We start from the raw sequence: 22,721 nt of genomic DNA, 5'->3' as shown, positions 1-22,721 counted from the left end.
TAATGGCTTTGCTGGCGCCGTTCGGACCTGGTGCGGGCCGGGGCCGCCGTGATCGGATGGGCGGATGATTCGGTCGACGTCGTCCGTGGTGCTGTGCGCGGTGCTGGCCGCGGCCCTCCTGCCCGCCGTATCCGACGCAGCCACCGCGGCGCCCGGACCGGGTGCCGTCTCGCACTTCGGCCTGGCCCGCAAGGACTGCCTGGGCACCGCGCGGAACACGGCGAGCAAGGCGTGGTTCACCGTGGCGGGCGGCGTGCTGTCCGACGTCTACGCGCCGGTGATCGACAACACGAACGTCGAAACGCTGCAGTTCGCCGTCACCGACGGCCGCAGCTTCACCGACCTGCAGGCCCGCGACATGACCTACACGGTCCGCACGAGCGCGGGCGGGATGGCGTGCGAGGTGACGTCGACGCCGCGCAGCGGGCGGTACCGGCTGGTCACCGAGTACCTGGCCGACCCGGCCCGGACCGGCGTGCTCATCCGCACGCGGCTGGAGCCGCTGCGGGACTCCGGGCGGGACCTCAAGGTCTACGTGCGGTTCGACGCGAGCGTCAACGGCAACGGCGGAGGCGGCCCGGCCAACGGCGGCGGCGACACGGCCACCGTCGACGCGGCGACGTCCGCGCTGGTCAGCGCCGACACGAACACCGTGTCGAGCGCACCGGCGCGCGACTACGGCACCCCGCTGGCCGCCGCGCTGCGCGCCGACCACCGGTTCCTGGTCACGAGCAGCGGGTTCGCGGGCACCGCGGGCGACGGGCTGGCCCAGCTGGACCGTGACCACCGGCTCACCGACACCACGCCGTCGGCCGTGAACGGCAACGTCGTGCAGACCGCGCAGCTGGACCTCCAGCCGCGTCGCCCGGCCGTGCTGGCGCTCGGCTTCGGCACGGACGCACGGGCCGCCGTCGCGACGGCCGGCGCGAGCCTGCGCACGCCGTTCGAGCAGAGCTACCGCGAGTACGCCCGCGAATGGCGTGACTACGACAACGGGCTGATTCCGTTACGGGGCAAGGACTCCGACGCTGACTACCGGTCGGTCAACGTGCTGAAGGCCAGTGAGGACAAGACGTTCCCGGGCGCGGTCGTCGCGTCGCTGGGCAGCCCGTGGGGCCAGGCGGTGTCCGCGGGCGACGCGCCCGGCGGCAAGCCGGTCTACTTCGGCTCCTACCGCGAGATCTTCGCCCGCGACCTCTACGAAAGCTTCTCCGGTCTCCTGTCGGCCGGCGACCGCGAGACGGCGCGGGCGAGCGTCCGGTGGCTGTTCGCGCGCCAGCAGCAGCCGGACGGCCGGTTCCCGCGCAACTCCCTGCTCAACGGCAAGAAGGCGCCCGACTCCGGCGGCGACCAGCTCGACGAGAGCGCGTACCCGATCCTGATGGCGCTGCAGGCCGGGCTCGACCGCGACCGCACCCTCTACACCGATCACATCCGCGCGGCCGCGGACTTCGTCGTCGCGCACGGCCCGGCGTTCGGCTCGGAGCGCTGGGAGGAACAGGGCGGCTACTCGCCCTCGACGATCGCCGCGGAGATCGCCGGGCTCGTCGCCGCGGGCGTGATCGCCGACCGCAACGGCGACCCGGCGCGCGCGAACGTCTACCGAGCCACCGCCGACCACTTCCAGCGCAACATCAAGGGCTGGACGGTGACGTCGAACGGACCGTACGGCGGCCGATACTTCCTGCGGCTGACCAAGAACGGCGACCCGGACTCGGAGTGGATCTACAACCTGGGCAACGGTTCGGTCGACACCGACCAGCGCGCGGTCGTCGACGCCGGCTTCCTCGAGCTGACGCGCCTCGGCGTGCTCCCCGCGAACGACCCGGACGTCACCGCGTCGCTCGGGGTCGTGGACCGGGTGATCAAGCGGGACACCCCGGCCGGCCCGGGCTGGTACCGCTACGGGACATCGGCGCCGGGCAGCGAAGACGGCTACGGCGACTGCTACGAGCCGGACCCGACGAACTGCGCCCCGACGGGCGCGCCCTGGCCCTCGACGAACACCGGCTCCGGTCACCTGTGGCCGGTACTGGCCGGCGAACGCGGCGAGCAGGCCGTCCAGACGGGCGACCGGACGAGCGCGGCGGCGTTGCTGCGCGCGATGCGGGCCCAGACGAGCGGCACCGGCCTGATCCCCGAGCAGATCTGGGAGAACCCGCCGCTGCCCGCGTCGCCGTACGGGTCGGACCCGCGGACGGCGTCGATCGGCTTCACACCGGGCCAGTCCGCCGGCTCGGTGGCGCCGCTGAGCTGGGCACAGTCGCAGTCGGTCCGGCTGGCCCGGGCCGTCGACGACGGCCGGCTGCCCGAGCAGCCCGCCGACGTCCGCGCGCGGTACGTCACCCACGCACCGCCCGCGCCGCTGCCGGTGACGCTGGCTGCGCCGGCCTCGGTGTCCACCGCGACCACTCAGGTCACCGGCACCGCCCCCGTGGGCAGCCGCGTCGACCTGGCGGTGTCCGCGACCGACGCGGGCACGACGACGGTGCTGTCGACCCGGGCGTCGGCGTCGGGCACGTTCACCGCAACGGTGCCGACCCCCTTGGGCGCGAACGTCGTCACGGCGACCGCAACCGGCGCGGGAACGGGGTACGCGCAGAAGACGATCAGCTCGGACTTCGTGACGGGCACGGTTCTGCTGGACACGACCGACCCGGACGGCGACGACAACGGCCCGGGCACCTACACCTACCCGACGGCGGGCGACTTTCACGCGGGCGCGTTCGACCTGCAGCGGTTCCAGGTCATCGATTCGGGCACCAACCTGGTCTTCCGGGCACAGATCCGCGACCTGACCTCGACGTTCGGCTCCCCCCTGGGTGCCCAGCTGCTGACGATCTACGGCCACGACCCGGCAGCCACGTCGACGTCGACCGCTGCGCCGTTCCCGACCCGGGCGTACACGATCGCGCCGCAGGACGCGTGGAGCCGGCGCATCGAGGTCCAGGGCTTCGCGGAACCGGCGCTGGTCGACGCTTCGGGCGCTTCGCTGGCCACGCCGTCGGTGCAGGCTTCGCAGGCGACGCGGTACATCACGGTCAGCGTGGCGAAGGCGGCCTTCGGCACACCGGGACCGGGCTGGACGTTCGCGGTGGTGCTGACCGGCCAGGACGGCAACTCGCCGGACCAGGCGCGCCCGTTCACGCCGACGGCCGGCCAGTACACGTTCGGCCTGTGCGCGCCCGGCGGGACGGCACCGATCTGCGCCGCGGACCCGGCGACGGCCCCGAAGGCGTTCGACGTGCTGACACCGTCCGGTGTCGACCAGCGGACCGAGCTGGACCCGACCCGCGGGCCGGTGGCGGTGCGCGGGGTGCCCGTGGGCTGACAAGCTGGTCGTCATGATCGACGAGTTCGCCAAGGACTACCTGCACAGCGACCTGCGCGAGGTCCGCGAAGAGCTGCTCGGCAAGCTGGACGGGCTGGGCGAGTACGACATCCGCCGTCCCCTGACGGCGACGGGCACCAACCTGCTCGGCCTGGTCAAGCACCTGACCCTGACCGAGGCCCGGTACTTCGGCGAGGTCTTCGGCCGCCCGTTCCCCGAGCCCCTGCCCAGGTGGGACGACCTCGGGGCGCGCGGCACGGACATGTGGGCCACCGAGCACGAGACACGCGCGGAGATCACCGACCGCTACCGCCGGGCGTGGCAGCACTCGGACGCGACGATCGCGGCCCTGCCCGTCGACGCACCGGGCCACGTGCCCTGGTGGCCCCGCCCGGACGTGCGGCTGTTCAACATCCTGGTCCACGTGCTCACCGAGACGAGCCGCCACGCGGGGCACGCGGACATCCTGCGGGAGCAGCTCGACGGCGCACTGGCCACCGCCGGAGACCGCGTCCCGGAGTTCTGGGCGGCCCGGCACGCGGAGGTCGAGCGAGCCGCCCGGGCGGCAGCAGGTCCTCTGTAGACGCCGAACCGGGTGTCCCAGGGCAACATCGGGGGAACGTCCAGGCATATCTCCGGCAATCAGCAGGTGAACGTCCGGTGTGCGCTAACCTGGCCGATCATGGATCCGGCCAGGTGAGCCGGTATGTCGAGGAGCAAATTCGTGCAACCGAACCTGGGGCCAGGGGAAGACTTCCAGCTGCTGCTCGAACGGCAGGTCCGCGAGATGCAGTCCAAGGCCGCGGCCCTGAACGAAGCGCTTTCGGCCGCCGGCGCCACGGTCCGCACGCGCGACGGAGCAGTCACGGTGACGCTGGCCCCGAACGGCGCACTGACGAACCTCGAGCTCGGCCACCGAGCGTGCGAACTGGGCCCGGCGCGGCTGACGGCGGCGATCATGGGCGCGGTGCGCGACGCCCAGCGCCAGACCGCCCGTGCGGTCGCGAACTCGTTCGCCACGATCAACGGCGACGGCGAGTCGACCGAGATGGTCCGCTCCTTCCTGCCCCCGGACCCACCACCGGACGGCGACTTCGCCGCCCCGGAGCGCACCGAGCCCACCCCGCCGCCCGCTCCCCCGGCCCCGCCGTCCGCGCCGCGGCGGCGTCCCACCGCCGACGACCGTCCCGACGACGAATCGAACCCCTGGTGAGCGACGGCTTCCGCGTCTCCGCGGAACCCCTGGCGAACTTCGGCAAGCACCTCGACGAGCTGCAGAGCAACCTGCAGAGCACCGCGGACCTGGTCGGCGGCATGGTCTGCGACCCGGGCATGTTCGGCATCAACCCGGCCTGCCAGCTGATGGCCGCCGGCGCGAGCGCCTGGACCGACAAGGCGCACCACCAGTTCGGCGAGTACGCGAAGACCGTCGGCGAGTTCGCCGACAAGGTCGCCGAGGCGGCGAAGCGCTACCAGTCGGGTGAAGCCGACGCCGTCGGCTCGATCGTGAGGTTCGAATAGTGGGCGACGACTACCGGAGCAAGGACGTCGGCCTCCACGGCGGCGAACTGTTCAACAGCGACAACGCGTCGGCCGGAGCCGGGTTCTTCGAGGCCGCGGTGGGCCTGGACAAGGCCGTCAAGGACAACGACAAGGTCGCGATCGGCATCGGCTCGGCGGGCATGGCGCTGGAGACCATCGGTCTCGTGCTGGACCCGATCGGCAGCCTGCTCACGGCCGGGATCGGCTGGCTCATCGAGCACATCACGATCCTGCGGTGGCCGCTGGACATCCTGATGGGCGACCCGATCGGCATCGCGGCGGCCGCCGAGGCGCTGACGGCGGAGAAGAAGAAGCTGGAGCAGTGGTCGGCCGACCACCAGCAGGCGCTCGACGTGCTGCTGAAGGACTGGAGCGGGCAGGCCGCGGACCAGTTCAAGAAGGACATGGACGCGGTCACCGATCAGCTGGCCTCCCTGGGCGGCTACCTCGACCAGGCGGGCAAGAACATGCAGATCGCCGGCGGGATCGTCGGCGCCTTCCGCGGCATCCTCCGCGACCTGATCGCGATGCTCCTGGCCACGATCGTCAAGGGCGCCCTGATCGCGGCGGCGCTGGCCCCGGTGACGTTCGGCGCGTCGATCGCGATCTTCATCGGCACGACGATCGGCACGGTGGCGACGGCACTGGGCAAGATCGGCGCGAAGCTGGCCCAGCTGGCGAAGAAGCTGGGCGACCTGCTGCAGGCGTTGACGAAGATGGGCAAGGCGGGCGACGACCTGGTCGCGGCCAAGCCCCCGGCGAGCAGCCTGACCCCGGCGCCGGCCCCGAAGCCGGAGGCAACACCGTTCCCGAAGCCGGACAGCACACCGGCACCGAAGCCGGACCCGACGCCTTCGTCGGCCACCCCGGAACCGAAGCCGGAACCCAAGCCAGAGCCCGGGCCCTCGTCCTCCTCGGCAACCCCCGAGCCGAAGCCGGAACCCAAGCCGGACCCCGAACCCCAGCCGAAGCCGGACACCACCCCCTCGTCGGCCGCACCGGAACCCAAGCCGGACCCCAAGCCCGACGCCACACCGGACCCCAAGCCCGACCCCAAGCCGGACACCACTCCCGAGCCCGCACCCTCGTCCTCCTCGGCGACCCCGGAGCCGAAGCCCGAGCCGGCACCCACCCCGGAACCGAAGCCGGACCCGAAGCCGGATCCCCAGTCGCCCAAGCCGTTCACCGATCAGATGACCGACGTCATCAAGACGAAGCTGTCCCAAATGGACGGTGTGACGCCCGAGATCCTGCAGAAGTTCGACAAGATCAGCAACTTCTCCGTGCACGAGCTCGGCAAGCTCTTCGGCAAGGAGGGCGCCGAACGCTTCGAGTCGGCGATCAAGGTCATGACCGACCCGTGGTTCGGCAAGTCGGGCCTGGCCGGCAAGACCGTCGTCGACATGATCAAGGGCGTGCCCGCCAGCATCGGCAACGTCACCGGCGGGGACGACGACAGCTAGCCGAGCGGGTCCGGCCCGTTCGGCGCCGGTCCCCGGCACCCCGCGTCGAGGTCCCCCTCCGCGTGCCAAGCTGTCCTTCGTGGACAACGCTACCGACGAACCGGCCCGGGCGGGTTACCGGCGGTCGGCCGGGTCGCCCCGCGGCGAGGCCCGGCGCCGGGAACTGCTGGCGAAGATCACCGACGACGTCGCGGAGAACGGGCTCGTCGACTTCTCCCTGCGGCGCGCCGCCCGGGCGGCCGGGACGACGCACAAGGTGCTGCTCTACCACTTCGAAGGCACCGAAGACCTGCTGCGGCAGGTGGTCTTCGCGCTGCGCGAACGGCGGATCGGCAACGCGCTGACGGCCGTCGCCGCGGAGTCGCCGACGCTCGCCGGCCGCGTGCGGGCCGCCTGGGTCAGCCTGCGCGATGAGGAGACGCAGCTGCGGCGCGTCCTCGACCAGGCGATGGGCCTGGCGATGTACGACCCGGGCCGGTACGCCGCGCTCGGCCGGGGTGCGTCGCAGCAGTACCTGCCGACGCTGGTGTCGTTCTGCCCGGCGCACTGGCCGGAGCCGCGCAAGCTCGAGGTCGCCGAAATGATCCTCGCGACGCTGCGCGGGTTCCTCGTGGACCTGCTGACCAGCCCGGACGGCGACGGCGCCGCGGCCGGGTTCGCGGCGTTGCTGCGGGCGGTCGAACGGGAGGAAGCCGCGCCCTGATCCTCGACAGTTTGCGAACCACGTGGTTCACTTCAGCCCAGGGGACTTCACTGGGAGGCTGCAATGCAGGTCGAGCTGTCCGCGGGCACCGTCGAGTACACCGACACGGGCGGCGCGGGCCCGGCCGTCGTCTTCGTCCACGGCCTCCTGATGGACGGCTCGCTCTGGGACGCCCCGGTGGCGGGCCTCGCAGGCATCCGCTGCGTGGTCCCGACGCTGCCGCTGGGCGCGCACCGGCACCCGATGCGCGACGACGCCGACCTGTCGATGCCCGGCATCGTGCGGCTGCTGGCGGAGTTCCTGGAGCGGCTCGACCTGCGGGACGTCACCCTGGCCGGCGTCGACACCGGTGGCGCGCTGGTCCAGCTGCTCATGGCGGACGGCGCGCCACGGGTGGGCCGGGTGGTGCTGGCGTCCTGCGACGCGTTCGACAACTTCCCGCCCGGGCTCACCGGCAGGACGCTGTTCCTGGCGGGAAAGCTGTCGCCGCGCCTGTTCGGGCTGTTCGTGCAGCAGCTGCGGCTGCGCGCGGTGCGCCGGCTCCCGATCGCGTTCGGCTGGCTGACGAAGCGCGGAGACGCGGCCACGGCCCGCTGGATCCGCCCGCTGCTGAGCCAGGCCGGCATCCGCCGCGACACCGTCCGCGTCCTGCGGGCGGCCGCTGCCGCACCGGGAATCCTGATGGAAACGGCCGAGCGGCTTCCCGGCTTCGACCGGCCGGTCCTGGTCGTCTGGGCCACCGAGGACCGCGTGATGCCGCTCGAGCACGGCCGGCGGCTGGCCGCACTGCTGCCCAAGGGCGAGCTCGCCGAGGTGGCCGGCAGCTACACGCTGCTGCCGCTCGACCAGCCGGCGGAGTTCGCCCGGCTGGTCCGGGAGTTCACAGCCGGCTGAGGCCGTGCAGGATGCGCTTCATCAGGTCCATGTTCGGCCGGTTCCCCGACCCGTGCTTGGCGGTGTGCACGGCGACGAGCCCGCGGTCGGCGAGGTCGGACAGCAGCACCCGCGCGACGCCCAGCGGAAGCCGCCGCCGCGCGGCCACCTCGGCGACGGACTGCGAAGTGCGGCACAGCACGCAGATTTCCGACTCTTCGGGCGTGCTCCCCCGCGTCATGGCGCGCCCGCGCGCGGTGGTCGAGACCAGCGTCTCGACGGGTAAATCACGCGTCGGCCGCGTCCGGCCGTGGGTGCGGAAGTACGGGCGGACGAGACCCGCCGCCCCTCCTTCGTCGAGCGCGGACCCCCAGTGCACAGCCAACTCCTCACGGCGATTAATCCTTCTCGGCGATTATTCGACACGGTGATCGACTCCACCGCAATCGACCGAACAGGCTAACGGACGGTAAACTGCTGGTCAGCGGAGCACCGTTGGGCGACACCACTCCAGGGGATGAAGGTCATCCAGCGGGATTATCAGCGATCTGACAACTGCCCCGGCTGAGTCAGGAGGGCTGGTCGTGGTGGAGTTGCGGGTGCTGGGCACGGTCGAAGTCGTGGCCGGAGGCGCGCGGCTCGACGTCGGGCACGCGCGTCAGCGTGACGTGCTGGCGGTGCTGCTCCTCGACGTCGGCCGGGCGGTCCCGGCCGGCCGGCTCATCGATCGTGTGTGGGGCGAACGGCCGCCCCGGCAGCCGAGGAACTCGCTGTACGCGTACGTCTCGCGGCTGCGCGGGCTGCTGGGTGCGCTCGACGGCGTGACGATCGAACGCGAGCGTGACGGTTACGTCCTGGTCGCCGATCCGCTGACGGTGGACGTCCACCGGTTCGAACGTCTCACCCGGCAGGCGAAGGCGACGGCGGACGACCACGCCGCGCTCGCGTTGTACGACGAAGCGCTGTCGCTCTGGCGCGGGACACCGCTCAGCGAGCTGGATTCGCCGTGGGTGGCCGACGTCCGCAGCGAGCTGGAGCGCAAGCACGACACGGCGGTGCTGGATCGCGACGACCTCCGGCTGCGCACCGGTGCCCACGCCGCCGTCCTCGCCCGGCCCGAACCGGACGTCGCCAGCGGCGAACGGGCGGCGGCGCAGCGGATCGAGGCACTGTTCCTGGACGGACGCCCGGCCGACGCGCTGCGCGAGTACGAGATGGTCCGGTCACGCCTGGCGGACGAGCTGGGCGCCGATCCCGGCCCCCGGTTGCGCGGCCTGCACCAGCGGATCCTGACCGGCCGCGGCCCGGAACCGCGTCAGCTCCCGGCCGCGGCGCCGGCGTTCTCGGGGCGCACCGGCGAGCGGGCGGAGCTCGATCGGATGCTGGCCGCCGAGGGCGCGGTCGCGGTGATCTCCGGCGCGGGCGGCCTGGGGAAGACGTGGCTGGCGGTGCGGTGGGCGACCGACCACGCGAGCCGGTTCCCCGACGGTCAGCTGTACGTAGACCTGCGTGGCTTCGACCCGGCCCACGAGCCGGTGCCGGCCGAGCACGCGGTCCGCGGCTTCCTGAGCGCGCTGGGGGTCGCCGCGGCGTCGATCCCGCCGGACCCGGACGGGCAGGTGGCGCTGTACCGCAGCCTTACGGCCCGCCGCCGGCTGCTGGTGGTGCTCGACAACGCCCGCGACACGCGGCACGTGACCCCGTTGCTGCCCGGCGGGTCCGCGTGTTCGGTGCTCATCACCAGCCGCCACGAGCTCGGCGGCCTGCTCACCACGCACGGCGCAAGCGCGCTGCGGCTGCGAACTCTCGACGAGGAGCAGGCACGCGACCTCCTCGCGCACAAGCTGGGCCCGGCCCGCCTGGCCGAAGAACCCGAAGCGGCCCGCGAAATCCTGTCCCAGTGCGGCGGAATGCCGCTGGCACTGGCAATCGTCGCGGCCCGCGTCACGGTCCAGCCGAGCGGGCGGCTGTCCGCACTGGCGGCCGAGCTGCGCGAGGGCCGGTTGGACGCCCTGGACACGGGGGAGCTGACGGCGAGCCTGCGCGCGGTGTTCGACGCCTCCTGCCGTGCCCTGTCCCCCGAGGCGGCCTCGGCGTTCCGCCTGCTGGGCGTGGTCCCCGCGGAAGACATCGGGCGCGCAGCCGCGACGGCGTTGCTCGGGAACGCCCGCACCCTGCGCGTCCTGTGTGCGGCCAGCCTCCTGGAGGAGCACCTGCCGGGCCGCTTCCGGATGCACGACCTCGTGAAGCTCTACGCCGCGGAGCTGGCGGACCCCGCCACTCGCCTCACGGCCTTGACGCGCCTGCTCGACCACTACGTGTCGACCGCCGCGGCAGCCATGGACCTGCTTTCCCCCGACGAGCCGTACCTGCGGCCGGCAGTGACCGGCCCGCGCCGGTCGTTCACGGACGTCCAGGCCGCCCGCGCATGGCTGGACGCGGAGCGGCCGTCGATGCTCGCGTTGGTCACGAGCGCGCCGAAGGCCCTGGCGGACCAGGTGGTCCAGTTGTCGGCAACGCTCCGGCGCTATCTGTACGTCGCGGCGCACCACAACGAGGCACTGACATTCCACACGACGGCCCTGGCCCTGACCCGCCCAGGCACGCACGAGTGGGGCTTCACCACCCACGCGGTCGCAATGACCCTGACACTCCTCGGCCGCTTCGACCCGGCGTCCGAGTACCTCGAACAGGCCCTGACCCTGGCCGTGGAGCACCGGAACGACCTGCTGGAGAGCATGACCCGCAGCAGCATGGCCACGATCGCCGACATCCGCGGCAACCGCCAGGAGGCCCGCGTCCAGCTGGACCTGGCCCTGGCGGCAGCGCGCCGCACGGGCCACGCGCTGCTGGAGGGAAAAGCGTTGTGCAACATAGGAGAGCACCACCGCCGGCGCGGCAACCACGCGAAGGCAGTGGAATACCTTCACCGCAGTGGCCGGATAGCCGAGGACCTCGGGTCAGCAGGCCTGGGGGCGCCAGTGCTGGCGGCCCTGGGCAGCGCGTATGCGGGCTTGGGCCGCCGGGAGGAAGCCGACGACCATTTCCGTAGGGCGTTGGAGGTCGTACGGGCGGGCGGTAACACTAATCTCGAGGTGACGGCTTTGAACGACCTGGCGGCGACGAAGTCGGGTCGTGAGGCGATTTCGTTGTATGAGAAGGCTTTGGAGCTGGCGCGCCGGTCTGGTCACCTCCGGGAGCGCGCGTTGGCTCACCACGGGTTGGGCGTGGCTCGGCGAGCCGTCGGTGATGAACCTGAGGCGAGGGTGCATTTGGAAGCCGCGTTGGCCGCGTATGGCGAGTTGCGCGCGCCGGAGGTGGCGGAGATCCGCGAGTTGCTCGGGGTGGGCTTGGGCATGTGATCGGTGGGCAGTCCGAGAACCCGGAGCTGCGGGCGTCTTGGCCGCACTGCGCCCCGGCTCCCTGCTTGCCCGCACGGTCGCGGCGATCAGAGGCAGATGGGCTTCTTGTTCATGAACTATCCAGGCGGTCAGCGGGCCTGGGGGCGTTCTTGGGTGTACCGCCTCTGACCTGCTCTTTTGCGTCTGTTGGGTCCGGTCGTGTCCGGGCCTGTCTGGACGTCTGACGGCCTGTAGACGGCCTGGCTCCCTGCCACCCTGTTGCCCGTCTGGGCTGGTGGCAGCCCTCCCCGTCTTCCTCGTCCCCGCTGCCGTTAGCGCCGGAGGGCCGGTGTCAAGGGTGGAGCTTGCGACCATCGCGTAGCGACGCCGCAGGCGCCCTTGATGGCGGTCAGCCGGTGTTAAACGATCGCTGACGAGGGAGCGGTCACCCGATCGTGGCCATGAACGGCGTAACACTGATCGACTCGGCGACGTCTCTGGGCGTATGTGGACGGGTGGATCAGCCAGCTCCCGGCGGCGCGCGTACGCAGCCGGCCCTCCGGCGGGCCGCCCGGCGACCGGCGGCCGAAGCGGAGCGGCAGGCCGTCCGTGTCGCATGAGGGCGAGCCCGCCGCACGGGTGGTGACGTGCGCGCCGCCGTCGGCGGCGCGCCTTGATCCCATAGAGCCAAGTTCGGCAGAGGAGTGCAGAGCATGTCCGACGACAAGCAGACGGACGAAGTTCAATTCGGCGATCGACGTGACGACGTGATACGAGCAGCACTTGACGCTGGGATGCCATGCGAGATTGAGACTTGGGGCCCGGATCCCAACGGTCCCCTAGAGGATGATTCGCTTGTAATCGGCTTCCCCAACGGCCGAACCGACAGAAAAGTGGTAATCTTCCCAGAAGACGCGAACTTTCTCTATCGCCACAAGTTTACCGAATGGACATTTCTTCAGAAATACAATGCTGTTCTATATAGAGACATCGGACAAATCGAAGCAATACTGGTCGCCACGGTCGCAGCACCTGCACCAATCAATCGACGCCTAATGGCCTTGCCGGGCGTCGAACTTATGGACGAATCCGAAAACCTAATAGACCCGAGCAGCGTAGAAGTCGACCCGGAAAAAGTGAAACGTAGTTCGACAGTCAAACTCGCCGACGGCACACGAGTCCCCGCAAATACACGCTGGCGCCTGACACTTTCCAATGAATCGGCACCGTACTCCATTCACTTTACACAGGTCAGCAAAGCGATGGTTTCCCTAGTCGGCGGATCCGACGCAGGACCCGCCGGCAATATTCGGGTATCATTGCGCATTGACTGCCCACAGGTTTCTAAACACGATCAAGCAAAAGAGATCCTGGAGACATACTCTTCAGCTTTATTCTTCGAGCTTGACGTTAAATTCAACATAGCATTATCTCTAGCGAGAAGACGGGAGTATGTCGGAGCAGCTCGACGCACACTGAATGCAAAGGGTGAGCAACAGTACCCACAACTTCCTAAGCGAAAGTACGCACGCGAAGCCGTCACCCTGTACTCATATGGGCGGGCTGCGACAAACACTCCATTGCTACAGTACCTGGCTTACTACCAAGCGATTGAATTCTTTTTTCCGTCATTTCATGGCGCCGAACTCTTAAGCAAAGTAAGAAATAAGATTCGCGACCCCCGGTTCGACGTTGAGGACAACAGCTCTCTGCAGCGAATAGTAAAGATTGCCGGAGGTTTTAATCGCGGCAACACTGGCGAGAAGGATCAACTCACCGCCACGCTAAGCGGGTCGCTTGATGACACACATATCCGAGAAATGGTTAAAAACGTCCTAGGAATGGAGGAGTTTCTCGGCAAGAAAGACCAAATAAAGGGTGTACCTACAATCTCTTTTGCACCCAACTCTCAAGTTCTCGCGCAAGTCGCCGAACGGGTATATCGACTACGTTGTCGAATTGTTCATTCCAAAGCTGACGGAGGCGCCAGTTCGGTCGACGTACTACTTCCTTATAGCGCAGAGGCAGACCGACTATCTTACGACCTAGCATTAATTCATTTCTTGTGCCAACGAGTTATCGCCTGCGGAAGCAGGGGGAATCTTTGGTAGCCAGAAATAGGTAACCTACACAACTGCCAATAGCGGTGGATTAGTTCGAGGACAGAGGAGGGTCCGTGACGCAGCACGTCGAACCCGTGCTAGAGCGAATCGCTTTAGGTGCTCCCGCAGCAGAGAGAGACAAAGGGCTCGACAGCTACTTTGTCGAGTCTGATGCATTCAAGCGAGTTGAAAACGGTTCCAAAAGGATCATCCTCGGAAACCGCGGCTCTGGCAAGAGTGCAATTTTCAAGACTCTTGCCAGGCGATCTGAGTCTTCCGGCACCAGAGTAATTGAGCTAATTCCGGAGGACTACTCGTACGAATTGCTTAGAACAACGATGGCACGCGAGAGCGAAGGCTCTTGGGCCAAGGTTGGCGCATATGCGGCCGCATGGAAGTACCTAATCTATGTTCTTGTCATGAAGGAGGTATCAAGTAAGAAGCCCAGCATTCGCAAGAGTGCGGCGGGGATTATTCATAAATATATCCGAGATAACCACAGCGACCCAGAGATGAGCAAGCTATCCAACCTGATCTCGTACCTAAAGAGACTTGAAGGAGTAAAGGTTGGCAAGTATGACCTGACCATGAAGAGCAAAGCACTAGAAAAGCTATACAAGCTCGAGGAAATATCAGGCCTTCTGTCAAGTCTTAAGGAAGTACTTCAATCCAATCCAGTTTTTATATTTGTCGACGAATTAGACAAGGGATGGGACGCCTCCGAAGATGCACAAGCATTCGTAGCGGGCCTATTTCAAGCATGCATCTCAATCAACTCCCTCAGCCCGAAGCTCAGAGTATACATGTCGCTACGACAGGAACTTTACGACAACATACCCGCACTATACGACGACGCGCAGAAATACAGAGACATTATCGAGATTATCAACTGGAGTGAACCAGCACTACTGAGCTTAATAGCCAAGCGCATCAAGTATAATGTGCCGATTCTTCACGATAAACCAGAGCAAGTAGTGTGGAACAGCACCTTCGCAGAGACACTCGACTACCGTCAGAATAAGTCTTTCAACTATATCGTCGATCGAACCCTTCACAGACCTCGTGAAATAATTCAATTCTGCTCACAAGCAATCAGTCAGAGCGTCGAAGTCAGCAGTCCACCGCCGATAAATTACTCGATAATCAGTGACGCTGAACGCAAATATTCCGAAGACCGCACAAAGGACATTGCCTCAGAGTATCGCTTTCAGTTTCCTGGACTACTTAGTATTTTCGAAGCGTTCCGCGGCAAAGTTTACCTATTCACTCGTGACGATTTGGAAATGCTTTGCCTTGAGGTCTGCGTAGGGGAGATCGCCACAAGTCCCGAATGTGGAACATGGCTGCCGGATACGACACCGGAACGGCTCATCGACATACTTTGGCGTGTAGGATTCTTACGCGCTCGCTCGATCGGAGGAGTCAGAGGCCAACGACGAAGTGGAAGCTCGTACGTAGGCATACATCAAGTCGGAAACTTGAGCATGGCAAATGTGCAATTTTTTCAAGTGCACGCAATGTTCAGATCTTACCTGTCTCTAAGAGAACCCAAGAAAAACAAGAAATCGTAGATCTGGCGACCCACCCAGAGAATCCTGTTAGGCTTACGTCATGCGTGGTGCGGGTGACCAGCTCAGCATCGGTGAGCGGATCGCGTTCTACCGGCGGCGGCGTGGGCTGTCGCAGGCGGTTCTTGCTGACCTGGTGGGCCGTACCGAGGACTGGTTGAGCAAGATCGAGCGCGGCGAGCGGGACATCCGCCGCTTGGACGTGCTGGCCGACCTCGCACGAGCGTTGCGGGTGACGCTGGGTGACTTGCTCGGCGAACCCGTGCTGATGGAAGAGCAGGACAAGCACGACGACGTCCCGGCTATCCGCGACGCGCTGATGGCTCCCCGCCGGCTGTCGCGGACCCTGTTCTCCTCGGCCATGTCGCCCGAGTACATCGACCCACAGCCCGTTCGGCAGCTGGTGGAAGGTGCCTGGTCGAGCTACCAGAAGGGTGACTTGGGGCGCGTGGTCACTGCGCTGCCTGATCTGATCAAGACCACGCAGGCGATGGAGGCGGCCTCGGTCGACGATGCCGGGTACAAGCGGACCTGCGCGGCCATCTCGGCGCGAGTCCATCACCTGGCTGCAACCACGCTGAGCAAGATCGGTGAGGCCGACCTCGCGTGGATCGCGGCCGAACGCGCCATGCAGGCAGCGGACGACTCCGATGATCCGTTGGTGCTGGCCTCAGCCGCCCGGTCCGGTACGCACGCGCTCCTGGCCGTGGGCCGGTTCGATGATGCGCTTGAGCTGGGCGACGTCGCGGCGAAGTGGCTGCTGCCGAGGATGGCCAAAGGCGATCCGGCCGCGCTGAGCCTGTACGGGATGCTCTACCTCCGCACAGCCGTCGCGGCGGCGCGACACCAGGACCGGACCACGGCGAATGACCTCCTCGGGCACGCGAAAACGGCCGCTGACCAGCTGGGCGTGGACGCGAACTACTGGCAGACCGGGTTCGGGCCGGCCAATGTCGAGCTCCACCGGCTGTCAGCCGCCCTCGACCTCGGCGACGTCAGCCAGGTAATCGAGACCGCCCCGCGCGTCAACGTCGACCACCTGCCCGTGGAACGCCAAGTCACGCACCTGATCGACTTCGCCCGCGCACTCAGTCTGCTCGCCAAGGACGACGACGCGCTTCAGGTCCTCCTAGAGGCCGAGCAGAAGTCGCCGACCATCGTCCGGCACAACACCATGGTCCGGGAGGTCGTGCGGTCGATGTACCGGCGTGCCCCGGCCACGGCTGGCAAGTCCTCGGCGCTGCTCGCGCTGGCTGAGCGCTGCGGCGCGGTGAGGTAGCCGCATGTCACGAGTTCTCGGGCTGGTCGCCTCCGGGGCCGGCGGTGTCGAAGACCTGCTTCCGCGTCTGATCAAGCCTGCCCAAGACGCGGGCTGGGCGGTCGCGGTCACCTTGACCCCCACCGCTGGCCGCTGGCTGGCCGAGACCGGGCAGCTCGACGAGATCGAGAAGGCAACCGGTTACCCCGTGCGGGTCGAGCCCCGCTCGCCGTCGCAGAAGAGCCCGCACCCGGCCCCGAGCTGCTACCTGGTCGCGCCGGCCTCGGCGAACTTCGTCGCGAAGATGTCCCTCGGCATCGCCGACAATCAGGCGTTGACGCAGGTCAACGAGGCAATCGGGACGCTGAACCTGCCGGTGATCGTGTTCCCGCGCGTCAACGCTGCCCACGCACGTCAGCCGTCCTGGACCATGCACATCGAGAACCTGCGGCGCGTCGGCGTGGACCTGCTCTACGGTGACGACGTCTGGCCGCTGCACGAACCGCGGTCCGCACCTGGCCGGGATCTGCCCTGGTCAGCCATGCTGGACGCGATCGAGAAGGCCGTTCCGGCCGACCGTTAGAACCCACCCGGACAGTTTGTCCGGGTGATCTCTCCCACCCGGGTGTCTCCTGATCACAGCGCGCCCAATCGGACGCGCGAAAGCCGAGACATCGGGAGAGCACATGGACATTCACGTGGTGATTCAGCCCCTCGTCGGATACGGCGCTGCCGTCGTGTCACCTTCCCCGGGAGTCCGCCAACTGGTGGCCGGGGGCGATGAAACCGCGATCATGATCCAGGTACCGGCTCGGATCGGCGGCCTGATGGACACCGCGCGCTTTGCGCGGAGCCTCGCCGTGGCAGCGAACGAGTTCGGCGAGTGGTGCGAGACGCAGAACCGCACGCGCACCTATTCCTCTCCACTCGGCGACCAGTGGTCGGAAGAGCGCGACTGAGCGCAAGAAACCCATACCAGTAAAGGGAATTCAGCATGGCTATCGACAAGGGACACCGGTTCAGCATCGACTTCGACGACGCGTTTCCGCAGGGCTTGGTGATGGTGGGCGAGGTGTCGCCGGACAACGAGTACCAGTCGCGTGAGGACCGGGCCGCGAATCGCCCGGTGCGGCAGCGGGTCGACGAGATCACGGGTAAGCGGCAGTGGAAGGTGATGGTCACCGACCCGGCTGAGACGCGGGCGAAGCGGGCCTCGTTCGAGATCACCCTTCTCGCCGACGTCCAGCCCGTGCCGACCACCGCGGAGGCACTGCCCGGGATGCGGCCGATCGAGCTGGACGGCCTCACAGCGGAACCGCGCGTGGCCGGGCAGGGCGAGTTCAAGTACCAGTCCTACGTCTTCCGCGCGACCGGCTTCAAGCAGGCCACCAGCAACGCCAAGCCGTCTCGGTCCGGTGGGACCAGTGAGACGGCGAAGGCAGCGTGACAGGCATGGGCTTCCGCGAGCGGGTCGAGGCGTGGGAGCAGGCGTATCGGGACTACATGGCCGCCTGGGAGCACGGCCGTGCGGTGCTGTCGCCGGTGAGTGCGACGAACACGGCGAACGCTGCTCGGCGGGTGTCGCGGGCGTGGCACGAGCTGGCGCAGTCGCGCGGGTTGCCGTGGTGGTGCGTTGCGGCGCTGGAGTCGGCGGCCGAGGGCTTCGCCGACCTGGCCCGGGAATGGGAACGACATGACGGCAACGTGGGACGGGCTGGGGCTCCGCTGGACGGTCGGGGCGGGTACCGAGGTGACGGTGGAGGAGACCGGGACGGGCGCAGCGTGTCCGCCGGTCCTGGTGCTGGCTGGTGGGCTGTGCGTGGTGACGCTGGTCCCGCCGGAGGACCAGGAAGCGTGGCCGGGCTGCGCGGTGTTCCTGCGCCGGCTCCGCGACCACGCCGAGGACCTGGCGGCCCTGCTGGAAGCCCGCGCGGGGAGGCGTGAGGATGCGCAGGGGTGAGCCGAAGACGCTGCGGGACGCTCACGAGGTCGTGATGGATCGCCGGCCGCCGAGCGACGCGAACCCGTCGGTGTGGCTGGCGTTCCGCCTCGGCAACGCGCGGCTCTACAAGGCGGTCGCGGACGTCGACCGGGGTCATCACCACGAGGCGCTGTACTGGGCCGGATACGAGGAACGGAAGGCGGGTGAGATCTCGGCGGAACTCCAGACGGAGAGCAAGCCTGCTGATTAGTCGCATGTAGACGACCGAAAAGTCAACAGTAGTAGCGAAAAACGCACGCTATGACGTGCGGTGATGAAACACGTCCTGATGCGGGTGCGTGTGAACCGTTAAGGCGCAGAAGCGGAACCTGGCTACCAACCTTGCCGCTCCTGCGCTGTCCACAACCAGCGGAAGTGAACAATGACAACGCTAAACGACGACAACCGGCGAGCGTCAACGGGGGTCACCCGAACGCGCTGCGCCTCCTGCAAACGATTCGCCAAACTCCTTCCCGGCGAAACCCAGTGCGCCCCCTGCCTCGGGATGCTGACGCTGGACCTCGATGTGAAGCGGGGTGGTCGGTGATGTCTCCCGGCTTCGCGGTAGTGGCCCTGGCTGGGCTCGGGCTCGGCGTGTGGGTGCTGCACAAGATCGGCCGCGCCCTGGCGTCGATCCTGGAAGCTCTAGCTGCGGCGGCCGTGGTGTTCGTCGCGCTCTGGTGGCTGTGCAAGGCCGTCGTGTGGATGCTCGCGCAGATCGTGACCCGGTGGCGGACCAGCCTCGCGGTGGTCGCGGTCTACGCCTGGTGTGAATTGGTCGGCTGGCTCTCGCTGGCGATCACCCTCGGCGGCATCGCGGCGGTCCTCGCGGTGTGGTGGGCGGTTAATGCCGTCTCGTTCGATCATTGGTGCTGGCGGTTCCTGCGCTCCTGGTGGGCACGGTGGGCGGTCTACGGGCGGAAGCTGCCGGAGTGGCTGCACGCCTGCGGCCTGTCCGTGCGGGACGAGGCGCTTCCGGTGGTGGTGAACGTGAACCTCGTCGGCCGTCGACGGGCCCTCTCCCGCTCGACCTCGACTCGCTCCGGCACCCGGTTGCCCAAGGTGCTCAGGGTCCGGTCGGGTGCCTCGTGGGACGAGGTCCGGGTGGAACTGGTGCCCGGGCAGAAGCCGGAGGACTTCGACGACGCTGCCCGTGCCCTGGCCGTCGCCCGCAAGGTCGCTCGCTGCCAGGTCCGCGAACTGGCCCCCAACGTCGTCTCGATCGACTTCCAGCGTCGTGACCTGCTCGCCGGAGGTGTGGCCGGCCCCCAGGTCCCGGACGGCGTCGACTCGACCGGCGTGGACCTGCGCAACGTCTGGGCGGGGCGGACCGAATACGGGCGTGACTGGCGCGTTCCGCTGCTCGGCTCCGGCGCGCACTGCCTGACCGCTGGCGCGTCGGGGGCGGGCAAGAACTCGGTGATGTGGTGCCCGCTCGTGGCGGCGGCCTCGGCGATCAGGGCTGGGGTGGTGCGCCTGTCCGGGATCGATCCGAAGGGCATGGAGCTGGCCTACGGGCGCGGCATCTTCTCCCGGTACGCGGTCGGCGGCAAGGACGCGGTCGAGCTGCTTGACGGCCTGGTGGAGGAGATGGAATCGCGCAAGCGCGCGTTCGCCGGTCGGCTGCGGACCATCCCGGTGTCGACGGAGTATCCGTTGGAGCTACTGGAGTTCGACGAGATCGGCGCGCTGACGAAGTACACCGACCGCAAGACCCGTGAGGCCATTGTGGAGCGCGTCGCGCTGCTGACGACGCAGGGGCGTGCGTTGGGGATCTCGGTCCGTGGCTACGTCCAGGAGCCGACCAAGGACACCGTCCCGGTCCGGGAGCTGTTCACCCGGCGGGTGTGTCTGCGGGTCACGTCCAAAACGCACGTCGGGATGGTCCTCGGTGACGGCGCGTACGAGCGCGGGGCCTGGGCCAACCGCATCGGTGACTCAGAGGCCGGCGTGGGCTACGTCTGGGGCGAAGGCATCCGCGAACCCCTGCGCATCCGCGCGGGATGGGTCTCCGACGGCACCGTGAAGGCGCTGGAGGCCTACGTCACCAATGGGGGTGTCGCGGATCTGCGACACGGTGGCGAGGGGGTGGCCGCGTGAACCGGCTGATGATCTTCCTCACGCCATCCGCGACCACCTCGACTCCTATCAGCTGCCGCCGGCCGCGTCGGTCGACGTCAATGCCTGGTCCAGCCCGATCACGGTCCAACTGGATGTCGACGGCCTGGCGGCGGTCGCTCGGGCGTTGCTGGTGTGGAGCCAGACGCTCGAGGACGTCTCGGCCCGGCTGTGGCGGCTGTGCGGCGGCAAGTGGGTGCACATCTCGATCACCGGCCGGACGCCCTGCGGCATCCCGGTCCTGGTGTTCGGCGTGGTCCGGTTCGAGCCGAGCACGTTTCCCGACCTCCCTGCCGGGGCGAAGCAGGACATGCCGGTCTCCCTGCTGCGCGGCTGGTCCTCGCCCGGGGCGGTGGCGGCCTGATGACCGAGACACGCGCCGAGAGGATGCGGACACCCCTGGCGGCGGACGTGATCCGGGCGACGGCGGAGAAGCACGGCGTCTGCGTCCGCCCGTTCACGATGGAGGTCGGCGACACCGCGACCGGCGAACTCCGTTACGTCCCGGTGCCGTGCGGTTCCACCGTGGAATCGGTCTGCCTGCCGTGTGCCCGGAAGGCGAAGGCGCTTCGGCAGGCCCAGTGCCGCGAGGGCTGGCACCTGGCTGACGAGCCTGTCCTCACTGCCGAGCCTCCCTCGGAGGATCAGAAGGAGCTGCTGACCTACCGGGCGGACCTGGTGGCGGCGTATCGGGAGGTGGTCGAGCACGACCAGGCCGAGGCCGAGGAACTGCGGGAGGAAGTCGCTGGGGTCGACGCTGAACTTCGGCAACTCGGGATGCGGGGCCGCCTGCCCGCTCTCGACCTGCCGGCCAGGCGGGCAGTGAAGCGTTCGACCAAGCGTCGGCAGGACGCACCGAACCTGCCCCGGCGGAAAGTCGCGAAGACCACCGTAGGGCGGGAGTACGCGGGGAAGTTCCGGCCGTCGATGTTCGTCACGCTGACCTGCGACACCTACGGTCCCGTTCGTGGCGACGGCTCGCCGGTCGACCCAAGTCGATATGACTACCGGTGGGCGGCGCGGGATGCGGTGCACTTCTCGGCGCTGGTGGACCGGTGGTGGCAGAACCTGCGCCGGGTAGTCGGCTGGGACGCGCAGTACTTCGCGACGGTCGAGCCGCAGAAGCGGACGGCTCCGCATCTGCACGCGGCTATCCGGGGCTCGGTGCCGCATGACGTGATCCGGCAGGTCACCGAGGCCACCTATCACCAGGTCTGGTGGCCTGCGCATGACGAGATCGTCTACGCCGATCGCCTGCCGGTCTGGGACGGCCCGAAGACCGGGTTCGTCGACCCGGAGACGCGTCAGCCGCTGACCCGATGGGACGACGCGGTGGAAGCCGTCGAGCACCCGGCGCACGTCGTCACGTTCGGCCGCCAGGTGCACTCGAAGGGCATCCTCGGCGGCACCGAAGAGGCCGGCCGCCACATCGGCTACCTCACCAAATACCTCACCAAGTCCACCGGCGAAGTGGTCGAGGCAGACAGCGCGGCCCAGGCCGATCACCACGACCGGCTGCACGCCGAACTGTCGGTCACGCCGTGCTCGCCGCGCTGCGCGGTCTGGCTGCTCTACGGCGTCCAGCCCAAAGGCGTCACGGGCAAGACCACCCCCGGCCACTGCAAGGGCCGGGCCCACCGCCGGACCACGCTCGGGCTGCCCGGCCGCCGGGTCCTCGTCTCGCGGAAGTGGTCGGGAAAGACGCTCGTCGACCACAAGGCCGACCGGCGGGCCTTCGTGTTGCAAGCGCTCGCGGCGGTCGGGATCGAGAAGCCGGAGGCCGATCGATCGCAGCAGGTGTGGCGCAAGGTCGAGCCCGGAGACCCGCAGGTCCCACCCCGGCCGCACCTGGTGATGCGGGCGATCGCGGAACGGATCACGTGGAAGGCCGAGTACGACCGGGCGCTACTGGCAGCGGAGAGACCTCCAGAAACTTCGGCAACTGGACTCGCTGCATGACAAAGGGGGAAGCAATGGAAGCACGAGTGAAGGTCGTCAGCGTCGAGGGACTGTGGACTCCTGATGATCTGGGTACGTTCCTCGGCATTCCCGTGAAAACGCTGCGGGACTGGCGTTTCAAGGGCTACGGCCCGCAGTGGCTGCGGCTGGGAAAGCACGTTCGGTACGACCCGGAGACGGTGCGCCAGTGGATCGACGCCCTGAACGGATCGACAGAAGCCGCATAGCAACAACCCACGACGAGGACCTACCCCATGTCTCAACCAAGAGGCATGGGGTAGGCGAGTTTTCCTATCCAACAAGAGAAGGGTGAGCTCATGAAAGGCCACGTGCAAGACCGGTGGTGGCGACAGAAGAAGGACACGGAAGGTAATCCGGTCTTCAACGCTAAGGGGTCAGTTCAGAATGAGTCGGCGTGTCGGCTTTGCCTGGTATGCGGGGCTTTCCAGAATGTTCGCATGCGTGAGGAGGTTCTGACCGAC

21 protein-coding genes are annotated in these 22,721 nt (G+C 67.9%); 20 read left to right on the top strand and 1 reads right to left on the bottom strand.

The features are described from left to right. Positions 1 to 64: 64 nt before the first annotated feature. The 7 genes from AB0M93_RS46085 (at position 65) to AB0M93_RS46055 (ending at position 7,933) form a co-directional block, all read left to right on the top strand. Positions 65 to 3,331 carry a glucodextranase DOMON-like domain-containing protein gene (locus AB0M93_RS46085; RefSeq protein WP_364286960.1) on the top strand — a complete coding sequence of 1,089 codons (3,267 nt, stop codon included), beginning with the start codon at positions 65 to 67 and terminating at the stop codon, positions 3,329 to 3,331. Between the two features lie 13 nt (positions 3,332 to 3,344). Continuing rightward, positions 3,345 to 3,914 (top strand): DinB family protein, encoded by a 570-nt coding sequence (locus tag AB0M93_RS46080; protein ID WP_364286957.1) that lies wholly within the window; start codon positions 3,345 to 3,347, stop codon positions 3,912 to 3,914. A gap of 141 nt (positions 3,915 to 4,055) precedes the next feature. After that, positions 4,056 to 4,544, top strand: coding sequence for a YbaB/EbfC family nucleoid-associated protein (locus AB0M93_RS46075; protein ID WP_364286954.1), 489 nt, complete (start codon positions 4,056 to 4,058; stop codon positions 4,542 to 4,544). Next, a complete protein-coding gene (locus tag AB0M93_RS46070; protein ID WP_364286952.1) occupies positions 4,541 to 4,852 on the top strand; it encodes a hypothetical protein in 312 nt (103 codons plus the stop codon). The genes AB0M93_RS46075 and AB0M93_RS46070 overlap by 4 nt, the downstream gene beginning before the upstream one ends. After that, positions 4,852 to 6,336, top strand: a complete 1,485-nt coding sequence (locus tag AB0M93_RS46065; RefSeq protein WP_364286949.1) for a hypothetical protein — start codon at positions 4,852 to 4,854, stop codon at positions 6,334 to 6,336. The genes AB0M93_RS46070 and AB0M93_RS46065 overlap by 1 nt, the downstream gene beginning before the upstream one ends. A gap of 79 nt (positions 6,337 to 6,415) precedes the next feature. After that, on the top strand, positions 6,416 to 7,039 hold the full coding sequence (locus AB0M93_RS46060) for a TetR/AcrR family transcriptional regulator (RefSeq protein WP_364286946.1): 624 nt from the start codon (positions 6,416 to 6,418) through the stop codon (positions 7,037 to 7,039). A gap of 63 nt (positions 7,040 to 7,102) precedes the next feature. After that, on the top strand, positions 7,103 to 7,933 hold the full coding sequence (locus AB0M93_RS46055; protein WP_364286943.1) for an alpha/beta hydrolase: 831 nt from the start codon (positions 7,103 to 7,105) through the stop codon (positions 7,931 to 7,933). On the opposite strand, the gene AB0M93_RS46050 is transcribed toward AB0M93_RS46055, so the two are convergent. Beyond that, positions 7,920 to 8,291, bottom strand: coding sequence for a DUF742 domain-containing protein (locus AB0M93_RS46050; RefSeq protein ID WP_364286940.1), 372 nt, complete (start codon positions 8,289 to 8,291; stop codon positions 7,920 to 7,922). The genes AB0M93_RS46055 and AB0M93_RS46050 overlap by 14 nt on opposite strands. Positions 8,292 to 8,496: 205 nt before the next feature. Between AB0M93_RS46050 and AB0M93_RS46045 the strand changes: the two genes are divergently transcribed. The 13 genes from AB0M93_RS46045 (at position 8,497) to AB0M93_RS45985 (ending at position 22,466) form a co-directional block, all read left to right on the top strand. After that, the gene (locus tag AB0M93_RS46045) at positions 8,497 to 11,274 is read left to right on the top strand and encodes a BTAD domain-containing putative transcriptional regulator (protein WP_364286937.1); all 2,778 of its coding nucleotides are present in this window, start codon (positions 8,497 to 8,499) and stop codon (positions 11,272 to 11,274) included. 692 nt (positions 11,275 to 11,966) lie between these two features. After that, positions 11,967 to 13,364: a hypothetical protein gene (locus tag AB0M93_RS46040; RefSeq protein ID WP_364286934.1), complete on the top strand. Its 1,398-nt coding sequence runs from the start codon at positions 11,967 to 11,969 to the stop codon at positions 13,362 to 13,364. Positions 13,365 to 13,429: 65 nt separating this feature from the next. Further along, positions 13,430 to 14,926, top strand: a complete 1,497-nt coding sequence (locus tag AB0M93_RS46035; protein WP_364286931.1) for a hypothetical protein — start codon at positions 13,430 to 13,432, stop codon at positions 14,924 to 14,926. A gap of 40 nt (positions 14,927 to 14,966) precedes the next feature. Continuing rightward, the gene (locus AB0M93_RS46030) at positions 14,967 to 16,202 is read left to right on the top strand and encodes a helix-turn-helix transcriptional regulator (RefSeq protein ID WP_364286928.1); all 1,236 of its coding nucleotides are present in this window, start codon (positions 14,967 to 14,969) and stop codon (positions 16,200 to 16,202) included. Positions 16,203 to 16,206: 4 nt separating this feature from the next. After that, complete coding sequence (locus AB0M93_RS46025; RefSeq protein WP_364286925.1) at positions 16,207 to 16,764, top strand: flavoprotein; 558 nt, start codon at positions 16,207 to 16,209, stop codon at positions 16,762 to 16,764. A 103-nt stretch (positions 16,765 to 16,867) separates the two neighbouring features. After that, positions 16,868 to 17,140: a hypothetical protein gene (locus tag AB0M93_RS46020; protein WP_364286922.1), complete on the top strand. Its 273-nt coding sequence runs from the start codon at positions 16,868 to 16,870 to the stop codon at positions 17,138 to 17,140. 35 nt (positions 17,141 to 17,175) lie between these two features. Further along, positions 17,176 to 17,628, top strand: coding sequence for a hypothetical protein (locus AB0M93_RS46015; protein WP_364286919.1), 453 nt, complete (start codon positions 17,176 to 17,178; stop codon positions 17,626 to 17,628). 246 nt (positions 17,629 to 17,874) lie between these two features. After that, a complete protein-coding gene (locus AB0M93_RS46010; protein ID WP_364286916.1) occupies positions 17,875 to 18,141 on the top strand; it encodes a hypothetical protein in 267 nt (88 codons plus the stop codon). Beyond that, positions 18,128 to 18,373: an AMED_5909 family protein gene (locus AB0M93_RS46005; protein ID WP_364286913.1), complete on the top strand. Its 246-nt coding sequence runs from the start codon at positions 18,128 to 18,130 to the stop codon at positions 18,371 to 18,373. Before AB0M93_RS46010 ends, AB0M93_RS46005 begins: the two co-directional genes overlap by 14 nt. A gap of 335 nt (positions 18,374 to 18,708) precedes the next feature. After that, on the top strand, positions 18,709 to 20,262 hold the full coding sequence (locus AB0M93_RS46000; protein WP_364286910.1) for an FtsK/SpoIIIE domain-containing protein: 1,554 nt from the start codon (positions 18,709 to 18,711) through the stop codon (positions 20,260 to 20,262). Continuing rightward, entirely contained in the window at positions 20,240 to 20,644 is a 405-nt protein-coding gene (locus AB0M93_RS45995; RefSeq protein WP_364286907.1) for a hypothetical protein, read from the top strand. Before AB0M93_RS46000 ends, AB0M93_RS45995 begins: the two co-directional genes overlap by 23 nt. Continuing rightward, positions 20,644 to 22,239 (top strand): replication initiator, encoded by a 1,596-nt coding sequence (locus tag AB0M93_RS45990; RefSeq protein WP_364286904.1) that lies wholly within the window; start codon positions 20,644 to 20,646, stop codon positions 22,237 to 22,239. Before AB0M93_RS45995 ends, AB0M93_RS45990 begins: the two co-directional genes overlap by 1 nt. 14 nt (positions 22,240 to 22,253) lie before the next feature. Then, the gene (locus AB0M93_RS45985; RefSeq protein WP_364286901.1) at positions 22,254 to 22,466 is read left to right on the top strand and encodes a helix-turn-helix domain-containing protein; all 213 of its coding nucleotides are present in this window, start codon (positions 22,254 to 22,256) and stop codon (positions 22,464 to 22,466) included. The last annotated feature ends 255 nt before the right edge of the window (positions 22,467 to 22,721 follow it).

The sequence above is a fragment of the Amycolatopsis sp. NPDC051102 genome (genome assembly GCF_040682815.1).
GTDB lineage: Bacteria > Actinomycetota > Actinomycetes > Mycobacteriales > Pseudonocardiaceae > Amycolatopsis.
Note: the sequence above shows the minus strand (reverse complement) of the source record. Positions and strands in the feature narration are given on the sequence as shown.